The organism is Lactobacillus sp. UBA5813 (assembly GCF_002417895.1).
Taxonomy (GTDB): domain Bacteria; phylum Bacillota; class Bacilli; order Lactobacillales; family Lactobacillaceae; genus Lactobacillus; species Lactobacillus amylolyticus.
This window is the reverse complement of record NZ_DICZ01000014.1, coordinates 22,251-36,102: the sequence shown is the minus strand read 5'-3', so window position 1 is coordinate 36,102 and position 13,852 is coordinate 22,251. Positions and strand designations below refer to the sequence as shown.

The window sequence follows — 13,852 nt, the reverse complement described above, 5'->3', positions numbered from 1 at the left end:
GCTGAGATTGATGTATGACTATCGCTATGAGCCGCATCGTTTAATTTTTATGATTGATAACAAGTCCTTTTTTGCCAGCTGCGAAGCTTTGCGCATGGGGATTAATCCGATGAAAGCAGTGCTGGCGGTAATGTCACATCAGCCTCATTCTAGTTTTGGATCAGGACTAATTATGGCTGCCTCGCCGCTTGCTAAGAAAAAATATGGTCTTTCGAATGTTATGCGGGCGCGTGATATTCCCAAAGCAGCATTTAAAGCTGGAAAAGATAAATTAATGCTGGTTGAACCGCACATGAATTTATACATTAAACGCAGCATGCAAGTACTGGATATTTTTCGCAAATACGCCGCAGAAGACGATATCCATGTTTATTCAATCGACGAGAGCATGATTGATATGACGAAGTCTTGGCGTTTATTCGGGGATGATCCGTATTATGTGGGCCATAAAATTCAAAAAGATATTCATGATACGCTTGGTCTTTATACTACTTGCGGAATCGGAGAAAATCCGCTTTTGGCAAAACTAGCAATGGATATTTCAGCTAAGCATCGGACCTCAATGATTGATTATTGGCACTACATTGACGTTCCGGATACAATTTGGAAAATCCCTAACTTAGAAGATGTATGGGGCATCAACACCAGAACTGCTAACCATTTGCGCCGCATTGGCATCAATAATATGTATCAATTGGCGCACAGCGATCCGGAGATTTTGAAGCGTGAATTCGGTGTTATCGGTGAGCAATTATTTGCAATGAGCTGGGGCGTTGACCGCAGCATTATTAGTCAGAAGTATTTTCCGGTAAGTAAAAGCTATGGCAACTCCCAGGTGCTGACAAGAGATTATTTTGACCAACGTGAAATTGAAATTGTCATCAGAGAAATCGGCGAGCAGGTAGCTGCCAGGATTCGTGCACATGGACTAAAGGCCGGCCGGGTTGGCTTATTTGTAGGTTATTCTTTTGAAGAGCGCGAGCATGTCGATCATCGCGGCGGTTTTAATATTCAGCAAAAGATTACGCCAACGAGTGATAACAGTGAATTGGTACATGAATTGCTGGCGCTTTTTCGTAAAAAATGGCATGGTGAAGCAGTCCGCGTATTAGGCGTCGACTATAGTCATTTGGCTCCAGATACTGAACAGCAATTGAACTTTTTCATGACGCCGGCGCAGCAAATTAAAAGACGCAATTTTGATTTAACGATTGATCAGATTCGCAAGCGCTATGGTTTTGCCAGTTTGGTTAAAGCTTCCAGTTTATTGAAAGGTGCAACGGCAATTCAACGCAGTTCTTTAGTTGGCGGCCATAACGGTGGCAATGCCTATGAATGATTTTGATCGTAAAGTAGAGCAATTTTTTAAAAATTATCAGGATCGTGGCATGAAAAAATGGGCCGGCTTTTTTCTTAGCGACCACACTTTGAAAATCAATAAGGATAAGGCTAAGCGGGCAATTGTTTATCAAAAAAAGCCCAGCATGAATGAAGATGAAATTAGTCAGTTGCTTTTTAAGGCGTTCAGCGACCACTATTACGTGCAGGTTCAGTTAAAAGAACTCGATGATGATGGTAAATTGAAGGCCGATATTTGCGGCTTTGTAGAAGGATATCAGGAGCAATTAATTATTATTTCAGGTCAAAAAGTCGCAATTGATGATATTAATAATGTGACAATAAAATGTTAAATTTACGAAATTGTACTTTCTTTAATTTATAAAAGAAAGATTTTTTGCTATAATATCTGCTTTAGATACACATAAATACATTAGCAGAATATTGGAGTGAAAATTTTGAATACGCCTGAATCAAGAGAGGGTAACTTGATTCGCTATATCGTTTATACTGTTGGCTATTTGATGGTGGTCGGTGTAGTTAAACTAGTTACCAATAATTCACCGATTAGAATATGGGACCTAATCCTATTTGGCTTAATTACAGTGATGGTTGGCTTGTTTTACATTTATCGTTTTAACCGTGAACAGCGCTTTTTCAAGCGCCGGCATTCATTGTCATTTTTAGGCGATATAGGTCTTACAATTGGATTGACGCTGTTAGTAACAGCCTTGCGCATTATGGTGATGTATTTGCAGGCATACAACAAGATCAGCTGGTATGGTTTTCAAATTATCTATTTAAAGCATGAAAGCATACCAATGTTTTGGTTTTTGATAGTAGCCAATGGTTTAGTTTTGCCGATCTTGCAAGAATATTTGGCAACTGGCTTTTTATTTAATTATTTGTTTAGACAAAACACCAAATTAGCGGCAATTGCGGGAATCATTACTTCAGGTATAGTTTTCAGTATTCTTAACTTCCAATTGTCTTGGCCGCTCTTAGCAATTGATGTTATGTTCGGCACAATTTTTGCCTGGTCTTACTTATATACGCAAGCTTTATGGATGCCAATGTATTTGTCAATTTTAAGTGGTTTGCTCATTGTAGTTATGACTTAGAGCAACAAAAAAGTGTTTAGTAAAAATCCTAAACACTTTTTTCTTTTAAGCGGATAGCGTGAATCGAACCCGCATCTTCAGCTTGGGAAGCTGACGTTCTACCATTTAACTATACCCGCATTACTCCAATATTTTATCATGATTAGAGCGGGGAGCCAAATTAATTTTTATGAGGCAGTTGTTTAACCTGCAGTTTGAAATTTTGGCGATCGATTAAATCGGTAAAATTCTGAAATAGCCAATGGCGCAATTCTTCCGGCTTGATTACTAGTGGCATTCGATTATGAATTGGTGCCATTTCCTGATTAGGTTCAGTGGTGACCATTGCAAAATGATTTTGATCGTAGATTCCCGCGATAAGGGTTAGGGGATGCTCCCGATCTGAAAAACTAAAGGATTCGTGATATTTTTTATCACCGGCGGAATACGTTTTTTTACTGTATTCAAAAAATTCACTGGTGATGATAATGCAGCGCTGCCGGGCAAAAGATTTGTCCCACATGGAAGGCTTAGCTTCATAAAAGCGCTCGATTCGTGCGTTGAATAACGGTTTATTATCCTTGGGACTTGGATAGCCCCACGTTTTTTGCGCAAGCTGCAGCTGATTATTTTGATAAAGCAAAACAGGTGCGGTTTTTCCAGGGAAAATATCGCCAGCCTCACTGTTAAAAGTGGGCTTAACCAGTGGTAAGTTCAAATCATGCTTTAAGTACTGCGAAATCTCATATAAAGCGGGCAAGCGAAATTGATGACACATGTGCTCCACCTCCTCTAATATTGTAACTGATTTAAGGAGAGTTTAATCATAGCTTGATTTTTGCTAAAATTGAGCATAATAAGGATAAAAGATTAACGCAAATTAATAATAGAAAGAGAAAAAATTATGGCAAAAGAAATTTTTCTTACAGGTGATCGCCCAACAGGCAAACTTCACATCGGTCACTACATCGGTTCATTGAAAAACAGAGTTAAGCTTCAAAATGAAGGCAAATATGATCCTTACATTATGATTGCTGATACGCAAGCTTTGACTGACAATGCTCGTGATCCAGAAAAAATTCAAAATTCATTGATTCAAGTCGCTTTGGATTATTTAGCTGTTGGCCTTGATCCGGAAAAATCAACGATTTTTGTTCAATCACAAATCCCAGCTTTATTTGAATTAACGGCTTATTACATGGATTTGGTAACTGTATCGCGTTTGGAAAGAAACCCAACTGTTAAAACAGAAATTAAGCAAAAGGGCTTCAATGACTCAATTCCTGTTGGTTTCTTGAACTATCCAGTTTCACAAGCTGCCGATATCACTGCCTTTAAGGCTACTTTAGTTCCAGTAGGCGATGACCAGGAACCAATGATCGAGCAAGCTCGTGAAATTGTGCGGACTTTTAATCGTGTATACGACTGCGATGTATTGGTTGAACCTAAAGGCTTCTTCCCACCTAAAGGTTCAGGCCGTCTTCCAGGCCTTGATGGCAATGCAAAGATGTCTAAGTCGCTTGGCAACTGCATTTACTTGTCAGATGATGCTAAGACTGTCCAAAAGAAAGTAATGTCAATGTACACTGATCCTAACCACATTCACGTTGAAGATCCAGGAAAAGTTGAAGGCAATACTGTCTTTACTTATCTTGATGTTTTTGATCAAGACAAGGACAAAGTGGCAGAACTTAAGGAAGAGTATCAAAAGGGCGGCCTTGGTGACGTAAAGATTAAGCGTTATTTGAATAAGGTTTTGGAAAATGAACTAGAACCAATTCGTGAACGCAGAGCTAAATATGCCCAAGATACAGATGCTGTTTACGAAATGCTGGTTGAAGGCTCAAAGAAAGCAAACGTGAAAGCCAACCAAACTCTTCAAGAAGTTAGAGATGCTATTGGTTTGAATTATTTTGGTCACTTTGATAAGTAAGAAGGCTTAAAAATGCGCGATCGAATTCCTTGGAAACAATACTTTATGATGCAGGCATTAGTAATTGCCCAACGCTCTACCTGTAATCGGGCTTTGGTCGGCAGTGTTTTAGTAAGAAACAATCGGATTATCGGAACCGGCTACAATGGTTCAATATCCGGACAACCGCACTGCGATGATGTTGGGCACCAGATGGTTGATGGTCATTGCGTCAGAACGATTCACTCAGAGATGAATTCCCTGATTCAATGTGCCAAAAATGGCGTTTCAACTGATGGCACAGAGATCTATGTTACTCATTTTCCGTGCTATAATTGCACTAAGGCTCTAGTTCAAGCGGGTGTTAAACGGATAAACTATTATTTCAACTATCGTGATAATCCGCTGGCAATGAAGCTCTTACAAGATTGCGGGGTGCCACATGAGCAGATTAAAATTGATCGAAAATACGTTGAAAGCTTGGAGCATAAACTTGAAGAAGACGAAAATTACTAAATTATTTATGCTATTGCTGCTGGCAATCGGCTTTGTGACAACAACCGCTTTTGTCCAGCCGAATATCGATGATGCAGCACATGTAATTAACTCTAAGACGCAAAAGTTAATTGAGGCTAAGAACAACCGCTATTTGCAAACTAAAGAACAGCCACAAGTTGCTGTAGTAACGGTCAAACGTTTGAACAAGTTGACGCCAGCTCATTTGAGCGAAATGAAGCGGACGGCTTATATCGTAGTTGGCGTTAAGGGCAAGAAGAAAAATGTTCAGATTTATTCTTCTAAAGATTTGCATAGCGCATTTACTGCCGAAACACGACTGAATATTATTCGCGCAGCTGCCAAAGATTTGCGCAGCACCAATTCAGCCACTTTTAATAAAGGCTTGCGTTTTGTCTTCAGAGCCTGCACGACCAGAATTGATCATCAGTATCAATATTCGCTGGATAAATATGATTTATCGACTGCGGAACAGGATAAGATTGATCACCCTAATCGGGTAGCTTTGCCGATTGCTTTGGCTGTGGTCATTTTGATCGGGGTCTTGATGTATTTCTTTAGACAAATTCGTAGAAAAAATAGTCATAATAACTAATCAAGATTTGACGTTGGCTGCTTTTAAGTATTAAACTACTCAAGGAATGAAATAAGTTAGCAAATAAACTGTTAGGTGAGACTCCTACGTGAACACACGCTATCGCCCGGAAACATCTAGAGATGCCAACGGGTTAAATAGGTGTCGTCGACTTAAGGCGAGATCCAGATAGCTAGCATGTGCTTACGTCACGTAGTGTTAAAACTGAACGACGAGTACAAGAAGCCTTGTTTGGCATGAAGGTCACCTGCAGAAATTGCAGGTGACCTTTTTGGTTTGTTTGCATAAAACGAAGAAGCTGGGGAGGGCTTATGCTAAAGACAACGGATAAAAAGAAGCTAAATGACGTTGATTTACAGTGGGTTAAGCAAATAGCACAAGAAACTCGTGTCGGCACTTTGGCGAGGCTTCACGCAAGTGCAGAAGGCTTATCGACTAAACAAGCTTTAATCAACCGCAAATAATACGGTTCTAATGAATTAGAAAACAGGGCCAAGGAATCAAAAATGCATTTCTTGCTCGAAGCATTTATTACTCCTTTTACCATCGTTTTATTGCTTAAAAATATTTTCCCACTCGGTGGAAATAATAATTTGGGCACGATTATAGTAAATGCCGCGATGATTCTAATTGCTGGCGTTAGCAGTTTTGTTCAAAATATTAGAACTTCTGATACTGTCGATAATTTGCTCAAAATGGTGTCAGTTACTACCAATATCAAGCGTGATGGCGAAGACCAGGAATTGCCAACTGATCAGGTAGTCGTGGGCGACATTATTAATTTGTCAGCCGGCGATATGGTACCAGCTGATATGCGGCTTTTACGCAGCAAGGACCTGTTTTGTACAACAAGTTCGATTAATGGCGACTACAATCCAAAAGAAAAAATTGCCAATAAGCAGCCTCGTTTTGAAAAGGTTAATGACTATTTAGACTATCCGAATATTTTGTATGAAGGAACGACCATCGTTTCTGGCTCTGGCGTTGGGGTGTGTTTGCGACCGGCAACCATACTTTATTTGGCAGAATTGTCGAATCCGTCAATAAAAAGCAGCTGCGTAAAAATACTTTTAACCTTCCTTGATCCGCCAAAAGAAAGTGCCCGTGCTTCGCTTGCTAAACTTAAGCAGCATGCGACTAGCGCGGTTATCATGGTCAGCTTTGTTGCCGGCATTATTGGGATGGCAATACCATATACGGCTACTGGTCAAATATTGCAATTTACGGCTTTTCCAAGCGAATATCTCATTTTGGTTTTTGCCCTAATGATTTTTTATCTGCTATTGACCAGCTTGATCAAATTAATTTACTTAAAGCACAAGAAATTTTTAATTTAACACTAAAAAAAGGGGACTCCTAGTAAGGAATTCCTTTTTTGATGGTGTATTATTGTATGTAAGATTATTTTCATTTAAGGAGTATCAAAAAGTATGGCTGATAAAAAGACTTTTTATATTACAACCCCAATTTATTACCCATCTGGTAAGTTAACAATCGGTAATGCATATACGACAATTGCGGCTGATTCAATGGCCCGTTACAAGCGTGCTCAAGGTTATGATACCTTCTTCTTAACTGGAACTGACGAGCACGGTTTAAAGATTGAACAAAAAGCTGAAAAACAAGGCATTAAGCCTCAAGAATTTGTTGATAAAATGGCAGCTTCATACAAGAAGTTGTGGAAGATGCTGGATATTTCCTATGACAAATTTATCCGGACGACTGATCCACAACATGTTAAAGCTGTACAAAAGATTTTTGAAAAATTATTAAAGCAAGGCGATATCTACCTTGGCGAATACACTGGCTGGTACTCAGTTGAAGATGAAGAATACTTCACTGAATCGCAGCTTGCCGAAGTTTACAAAGATGATGACGGCAATGTTATCGGTGGTAAAGCACCATCAGGTCACGAAGTTCGATTGGTTAAGGAACCTTCATACTTCTTCAAGATGAGCAAGTATGCCGACAGATTGGTTCAATACTATAAGGACCATCCAGATTTCATTTTGCCTCACTCACGTGAAAAAGAAATGATCAACAACTTCATCAAGCCAGGTTTGGAAGACCTTTCTGTAACGCGGACGACTGTTGACTGGGGAATTCCAGTTCCAAGCGATCCAAAGCACGTTGTTTATGTTTGGATCGATGCTTTGTCCAACTATATTACAGCATTAGGTTATGGCTCAGATGATGATTCACTCTTTAAGAAATACTGGCCCGCAGATGTTCATTTGGTAGGTAAGGAAATTGTCCGTTTCCACACCATTTACTGGCCAATTATGCTGATGGCATTAGGCTTGCCGCTTCCTAAGCAAATTTTTGGCCACGGCTGGGTATTGATGAAAGACGGCAAGATGTCTAAGTCCAAGGGCAACGCCGTTTATCCAGAAATGATTGTTGAACGTTACGGCCTTGATGCTCTTCGCTACTACTTGATGCGTGAAATTCCATTTGGTTCAGATGGAATCTTTACTCCTGAAGACTTTGTTGAAAGAGTAAACTTTGACTTGGCTAATGACCTTGGCAACCTTTTGAACAGAACAGTTTCCATGATCAATCAATACCAAGATGGCGAAGTAGCACCTGTTGCTAGCGACCAAGATGAATTCGGTACAGATTTGATTAAAACTGCTAAAGAAACAATTGCCGAATACCAAAAGCAAATGGATGCTTTGCACTTCTCCCAAGCTTTGGATGCAATTTGGAAATTGATTTCTCGTGCCAACAAGTACATTGATGAAACCACTCCTTGGACTTTGAACAAAGAGGGCAAGAAGGAAGAATTGTCACGGGTAATTAGCAACTTAGCTGAAAGTTTGCGGATTGTGGCAATTTTGATTTCACCAATTATGACCGAAAGCCCACTTAAAATGTTTAAGCAGCTTGGTCTTGACTGGAATAATGCGGAAGAAAAGAAACTTGAATTTGCTGGCTTTGACTGGAATGTCAAGGTAACAGAAAAACCAACGCCAATCTTCCCAAGACTTAAGAATGATATTGAAGTGAAATACATCAAAGAACAAATGAAGAAGGCTAAGCCAAAGAAGCAAACCAGAAGCGAGCAAAAAGAAGGTAAGCAAATTACCATTGACGACTTTAACAAGGTTAAAATTCAAGTCGGCAAGATCTTGTCAGTTGAACCAGTTCAAGGCTCAAGCAAGCTCCTCTTGTTCAAGCTCGACTTTGGCGATGGCCAAGAAAGACAAATTTTGAGCGGCATTCGCAAATTCTATCCAGATGCAAGTGAACTTTTGGATAAGAAGGTTTTGGCCGTTACTAACTTGAAGCCACGCAAGATGCTTGGTCATGAAAGCCAAGGTATGCTTTTGTCTAGTGAAAAGAACGGCGAAATCAAGTTGGCCCTTGTTGGGGATGAACATGCTGTTGGAGCTGAATTAGGCTAATGGAACTTATTGACAACCACACGCATTTAAATGATGAACCTTTTCGCGGAAAAGAAGAATATTACCTTGAACGAGCAAAAGCTTTGGGCGTAACCAAAGTTATTTGTGCGGGACAGGATCCAGATTTCAATCAGCGAGCAATTGATTTAGCAGACCGTTTTGATGAAGTTTATGCAATGGTCGGCTATTGTCCCGATGTGGCGAAGGATTTTGATCAAAAAGCAGAAGATGAATTGATTGAGCAGTTGCAAATGCCTAAGGTTGTAGCTTTAGGCGAAGTAGGCCTTGACTATTATTGGGATGAATCGCCACGCGATGTGCAAAGGGAAGTTTTTGCACGTCAAATTGAAATTGCTCATGAATTAAAAATGCCGGTTAATATTCACACCAGAGATGCTTTTGAAGATTGCTATAACATTTTGAAAAACAGCAATCTTGAATATGGTGCAATATTGCACAGCTTTAATGGTGGCGTAGATTGGCTGAATCGATTTTTGAAATTGAACGTCTACTTCTCTTATTCAGGTGTTGTTTCATTTACTAAAGCAACAGAAGTTCACGAATCGGCCAAGGCTGTTCCAATGGATCGCTTTTTGATTGAAACAGATGCGCCATACTTAACGCCCAAGCCATATCGTGGCCATCAAAACGAAACGGGTTATGTGCGTTACGTGGCCGAAGCAATTGCCAAGTTAAAAGGAATTACTCTAGATGAAATAGCTAAAGCTACATATGCAAATACTGTGAGAGTTTATGATCTTAAATAAAAAGAAATTTAATGCGGTTGTTGTCGTTGAGGGAAAAGACGATACGATCCGCTTGAAACAATTTTTCCCGGGAATTGAAACAGTAGAAACGAACGGTTCGGCTGTCTCCGATGAAGTATTGGCCGAATTGAAAAAATTAAGTCAAAGTCGTGAGATCATCGTATTTACTGATCCAGACTTTAATGGCGAACGCATTCGGCGAATTGTAACCAAGGCAGTCCCAACTGCTAAGCAAGCTTTTATCACGCGTAAGGAAGGCGAGCCGCAAAAACGAGGCAACAGTCTTGGGGTTGAGCATGCTTCAAAAGAAGCATTAGAGCGTGCTTTAGGTGATTTGCACGAAGTCGAAGAAACTAAGAGTGACCTGACCTTTCCACGTTATCGTGAATTAGGCTTGGCTGCCGGAAGTGGCTCTAAGCAATTGCGCGAAAAAGTAGGCGCGGTTTTAAGCATCGGTTACGGCAATGCTAAGACTTTTTATCAGCGCTTGAATACTTTTGGCATTGGCTATGCGGAATTGAAGCATGCAGTTGAGGAGGCTAAGAATGACTAATCGAATTCCGATCGGGTCACCGGTTAGAACGCAGGCAATTATTAATCGCTACTTTGTTAAAGCAAAGAAGAATTTAGGACAAAATTTCTTAGTTGATCAAAATGCAATTTTAGGAATTGTCAATGCCGCTGATATTCAAGAAGGAGACCAAGTAATTGAAATTGGTCCCGGAATCGGTTCATTGACTGAGCAGCTTTTGCTTCATGGTGCCAAAGTATTCGCTTATGAAGTTGATGATAGTTTGCCTAAAATTTTGCAAAACGAATTGCCAGCCAAAATAGGAGATCAGCCACTTGACCAGCGTTTCCATTTGCTGCTTAAAGATGTTTTGCAGGCTGATTTTAAAAAGGATATTGGTGCTTTCTTTGATTTTAGTCAGCCGATTAAAGTAGTTGCCAATTTGCCTTATTACATTACAACGCCAATTATCTTTGCTTTGGCAGAATCTGATCTGCGTTTTGCCAGTTTAACCTTGATGATGCAAAAGGAAGTTGCTGAACGCTTAGAAGCAAAACCAGGCAGCAAAGCTTATGGCCCGCTTACTATTGCAACTCAAACGCAGATGCATGTTGAACTGGCCTTGCAAGTTGACCATACCTCATTTATGCCACGGCCTAAGGTGGATTCAAGCGTTGTAGTTTTAACGCCAATAGAGCATAAACCTGATGTTGGTCGGCGGGCACATTTTAACAAGGTAGTGAAAATGTGTTTTGCTCAAAGAAGAAAGACGCTCAACAATAATTTAAAGAATTTGATTCCGGATGCTGATAAAAGAGCAGAATTGATAGCTAGTCTTGGTGTTGACCCTAAGATCAGGCCGGAAGACTTAACGATTGCGCAATTTATTAAAATTGCCAATGCTATTGCCTAAGCAATAATTACGAGTTTGTGAACGATCTTGCTAATAAATTAAAATTATGATAAAATCGACACAAAGGAGTTGTTTCTTAATGCCAACATCAATTCACACGATTAAAGCAAAGTTAGATTCTCACTTAGGCGATCCTTTAACAGTAGTTGCCCACGTGGGACGTAAGAAGATTACAAAAAGACGGGGAGTTTTACGCGAAACTTTTCCGGAAGTGTTTGTAGTTGATTTAGACCAACATCAAAATAATTTTAAACATGTTTCTTATAGTTACACTGATTTATTAACTAAGAATATTGCATTAGAATTTGATGATGAATCTGAAGAAGCCGAAGCTTAAATAACTAGCAAATGAAATTTTGTCACTAACATTTTTGAAAATGTTAGTGCTTTTTTTTCTCTTTTAGAGTATATTGGAAAAGATAAATACAAACATTAAGAAAGGAAATTACATGAAACGTTCAGAAAGATTGGTGGACATGACTAAATATTTAATGGAGCGTCCGCATACTTTAATTTCTTTGCCCTTCTTTGCTAAGCGTTATGATGCCGCAAAATCATCCATTTCTGAAGACTTGGCTATTTTGAAGCACACACTTGCTGGCAATCAGGATGGCATTTTGGAAACTGCTGCAGGTGCTGCTGGTGGTGTACGCTATATTCCATATTTAGGTCAAAAGCATGCTGAAGACTACTTAGCAGATTTATCTTCACGAATTGAAGATTCAAGCAGAATTTTGCCAGGTGGTTTTGTTTACTTATCAGATATTTTAGGCAATTCACAAGACTTGCAAAAGATTGGCGAATTAATTGCAACTCATTTTGCTTATTCAAAAGTTGATGCAGTTATGACAGTTGAAACCAAAGGAATTCCGTTAGCTGAAGCGGTTGCTCGTTATTTGGACGTTCCTTTTGTCACTGCTCGCAAGCGCTCAAAAGTTACTGAAGGAGCTACTGTTTCTGTTAACTACATTTCTTCTTCACTTTCACGAGTAGCCAAGATGGAATTGCCAACTAGAGCATTGCAAAAAGGCGCCAATGTCTTAATCGTCGATGACTTTATGAAGGGCGGCGGTACCTTGACTGGAATGGAAGAATTAGTTAAGGAATTTGAAGGCAGTATTTCTGGCATTTGCGTTCTTTGTGAAGCAGACTTTGATAAAGAAAAATTAGTCGATAATTATCTTTCTTTGGTTAAGATCAGCAAGATCGATACGCAAAAACGAATCATTTTAGCTGAACCAGGCAACTTCTTGGGTCAAACGGACTTTAGTCGTTTTTAAAATAAAAATGGTATACTATTATCTAGTTTTGATAATTAAGAGGTTTAATCAATGAAAAAATATGTAGTTGTTCTTGCCGCAGGCAAGGGTACGCGAATGAAGTCTAAACTTTACAAAGTTTTACATAAGGTTTGTGGCAAAACGATGGTGGAACACGTTGTTGACGCTGCACGTGGCGTTGATCCAGAAGAAATCATCACTGTTGTTGGTACTGGTGCAGGCGAAGTAGAAAAGATTTTAACTGGCAAGTCTGATTTTGCCTTCCAAGAAAAACAATTGGGAACCGGGGATGCCGTATTAACAGCTAAAGAAAAATTGGCTGATAAAGATGGCGCTACCTTGGTAGTAACTGGTGATACCCCATTATTTACAACTAATACTTTTAAGAATTTGTTTGCTTATCATGCAGAAAAAGAAAATGCAGCTACTGTTTTGACTGCTGAAGCTCCAAATCCATTTGGCTATGGTCGAATTATTCGTGATGACCAAGGCAATGTTTTAAGAATCGTTGAACAAAAAGACGGTAAGCCAGAGGAATTGAAGGTTAAGGAAATTAACACTGGCGTCTTTTGCTTCGATAACAAGAAATTGTTTGAAGCTTTAAAGCATGTTGATAACAACAACGCTCAAGGTGAATACTACTTAACTGATGTTCTTGAAATTTTGCGTAATGAAGGCGAACGCGTTGGTGCATATAAGATGCCTGACTTCAGTGAAAGTCTTGGCGTAAATGATCGAATCGCTTTAGCCCAAGCAACTAAGATTATGCAAAAGAGAATCAATGAAGCTCACATGCGTAACGGTGTTTCCTTTATTGATCCTGCAACTGCTTATATCGATAGCGATGTTAAAATTGGCAATGATACTGTTATTGAAGGCAATGTTGTCATTAAAGGCAATACTGAAATTGGCAGCGATTGCTTGATTACCAACGGTTCAAGAATTGTTGACTCTAAGATTGGCAATGGCGTAACAATTACTTCTTCTACTTTGCAAGAAGCTGAAATGGATGACAATACTGATATTGGTCCTAACTCACACCTTCGTCCAAAGGCTGTTGTTCGTCAAGGCGCTCATATCGGCAACTTTGTTGAAGTCAAGAAGGCTGAAATTGGTGAAAATACCAAGGTAGGTCACTTAACTTATGTTGGCGATGCTACTTTAGGCAAAGACATTAATATCGGTTGTGGTACTATCTTCTCAAACTACGATGGTGTTAAGAAGTTCCATACTAATGTCGGTGATCACTCCTTTATCGGTGCAGGTTCAACCTTAATTGCACCAATCAATGTGGCTGACCATGCCTTTATTGCAGCTGATACCACTGTTACTAAGGATGTTGATAAGTACGACATGGCAATTGGTCGTGGCCGTCAAGTCAACAAGCCAGATTATTGGCATAAGCTTCCTCTTTCCAAAGGCAAGGATTGGGAATAAAAAATTATTGTTAAGAAGAAAGACTGGGAAAATTTCTCAGTCTTTTTGCTTTATAATAATCATTGAAAAATAAACA

At 39.5% G+C, this 13,852-nt stretch carries 16 protein-coding genes, 1 tRNA gene and 1 riboswitch; of the genes, 15 read left to right on the top strand and 2 right to left on the bottom strand.

Annotation, left to right across the window (positions count from 1 at the left end; translation table 11 throughout):
• Positions 1–10: 10 nt before the first annotated feature.
• The 3 genes from B2008_RS02565 to B2008_RS02555 all read left to right on the top strand — a co-directional run bounded on the left by B2008_RS02565 (position 11) and on the right by B2008_RS02555 (position 2,459).
• A complete protein-coding gene (locus tag B2008_RS02565) occupies positions 11–1,339 on the top strand; it encodes a Y-family DNA polymerase (protein ID WP_281828943.1) in 1,329 nt (442 codons plus the stop codon).
• Positions 1,332–1,691: a hypothetical protein gene (locus tag B2008_RS02560; protein WP_080881089.1), complete on the top strand. Its 360-nt coding sequence runs from the start codon at positions 1,332–1,334 to the stop codon at positions 1,689–1,691. The genes B2008_RS02565 and B2008_RS02560 overlap by 8 nt, the downstream gene beginning before the upstream one ends.
• A gap of 105 nt (positions 1,692–1,796) precedes the next feature.
• A complete protein-coding gene (locus tag B2008_RS02555; protein ID WP_281828945.1) occupies positions 1,797–2,459 on the top strand; it encodes a CPBP family intramembrane glutamic endopeptidase in 663 nt (220 codons plus the stop codon).
• 48 nt (positions 2,460–2,507) lie between these two features.
• Here the strand turns inward: B2008_RS02555 and B2008_RS02550 are convergent.
• A tRNA-Gly gene (locus tag B2008_RS02550) sits at positions 2,508–2,578 on the bottom strand.
• Between the two features lie 41 nt (positions 2,579–2,619).
• On the bottom strand, positions 2,620–3,216 hold the full coding sequence (locus B2008_RS02545) for an SOS response-associated peptidase family protein (protein WP_281828946.1): 597 nt from the start codon (positions 3,214–3,216) through the stop codon (positions 2,620–2,622).
• Positions 3,217–3,342: 126 nt separating this feature from the next.
• On the opposite strand from B2008_RS02545, the gene trpS reads away from it, so the two are divergent.
• The 12 genes from trpS to glmU all read left to right on the top strand — a co-directional run bounded on the left by trpS (position 3,343) and on the right by glmU (position 13,776).
• On the top strand, positions 3,343–4,371 hold the full coding sequence (trpS, locus tag B2008_RS02540) for a tryptophan--tRNA ligase (RefSeq protein WP_281828948.1): 1,029 nt from the start codon (positions 3,343–3,345) through the stop codon (positions 4,369–4,371).
• Positions 4,372–4,383: 12 nt separating this feature from the next.
• The gene (locus tag B2008_RS02535) at positions 4,384–4,866 is read left to right on the top strand and encodes a deoxycytidylate deaminase (RefSeq protein WP_281828949.1); all 483 of its coding nucleotides are present in this window, start codon (positions 4,384–4,386) and stop codon (positions 4,864–4,866) included.
• Positions 4,844–5,461, top strand: coding sequence for a TPM domain-containing protein (locus tag B2008_RS02530; RefSeq protein WP_281828951.1), 618 nt, complete (start codon positions 4,844–4,846; stop codon positions 5,459–5,461). The genes B2008_RS02535 and B2008_RS02530 overlap by 23 nt, the downstream gene beginning before the upstream one ends.
• A gap of 60 nt (positions 5,462–5,521) precedes the next feature.
• Positions 5,522–5,685, top strand: a riboswitch (M-box (ykoK) riboswitch).
• Positions 5,686–5,772: 87 nt separating this feature from the next.
• Positions 5,773–5,925 (top strand): hypothetical protein, encoded by a 153-nt coding sequence (locus tag B2008_RS02525; RefSeq protein ID WP_155860186.1) that lies wholly within the window; start codon positions 5,773–5,775, stop codon positions 5,923–5,925.
• A 42-nt stretch (positions 5,926–5,967) separates the two neighbouring features.
• Positions 5,968–6,798 (top strand): hypothetical protein, encoded by an 831-nt coding sequence (locus tag B2008_RS02520; protein ID WP_281828954.1) that lies wholly within the window; start codon positions 5,968–5,970, stop codon positions 6,796–6,798.
• Positions 6,799–6,891: 93 nt separating this feature from the next.
• The gene (gene metG / locus B2008_RS02515; RefSeq protein WP_281828956.1) at positions 6,892–8,868 is read left to right on the top strand and encodes a methionine--tRNA ligase; all 1,977 of its coding nucleotides are present in this window, start codon (positions 6,892–6,894) and stop codon (positions 8,866–8,868) included.
• Positions 8,868–9,635: a TatD family hydrolase gene (locus B2008_RS02510; RefSeq protein ID WP_281828957.1), complete on the top strand. Its 768-nt coding sequence runs from the start codon at positions 8,868–8,870 to the stop codon at positions 9,633–9,635. The genes metG and B2008_RS02510 overlap by 1 nt, the downstream gene beginning before the upstream one ends.
• Entirely contained in the window at positions 9,622–10,188 is a 567-nt protein-coding gene (rnmV, locus tag B2008_RS02505) for a ribonuclease M5 (protein ID WP_281828958.1), read from the top strand. Before B2008_RS02510 ends, rnmV begins: the two co-directional genes overlap by 14 nt.
• On the top strand, positions 10,181–11,059 hold the full coding sequence (gene rsmA / locus B2008_RS02500) for a 16S rRNA (adenine(1518)-N(6)/adenine(1519)-N(6))-dimethyltransferase RsmA (RefSeq protein ID WP_281828960.1): 879 nt from the start codon (positions 10,181–10,183) through the stop codon (positions 11,057–11,059). Before rnmV ends, rsmA begins: the two co-directional genes overlap by 8 nt.
• A 79-nt stretch (positions 11,060–11,138) precedes the next feature.
• Positions 11,139–11,396, top strand: a complete 258-nt coding sequence (locus tag B2008_RS02495) for a Veg family protein (RefSeq protein WP_281828962.1) — start codon at positions 11,139–11,141, stop codon at positions 11,394–11,396.
• A 112-nt stretch (positions 11,397–11,508) separates the two neighbouring features.
• Positions 11,509–12,339, top strand: coding sequence for a pur operon repressor (gene purR, locus B2008_RS02490; protein WP_281828963.1), 831 nt, complete (start codon positions 11,509–11,511; stop codon positions 12,337–12,339).
• A gap of 51 nt (positions 12,340–12,390) precedes the next feature.
• The gene (gene glmU, locus B2008_RS02485) at positions 12,391–13,776 is read left to right on the top strand and encodes a bifunctional UDP-N-acetylglucosamine diphosphorylase/glucosamine-1-phosphate N-acetyltransferase GlmU (protein WP_281828964.1); all 1,386 of its coding nucleotides are present in this window, start codon (positions 12,391–12,393) and stop codon (positions 13,774–13,776) included.
• Positions 13,777–13,852 lie beyond the last annotated feature (76 nt).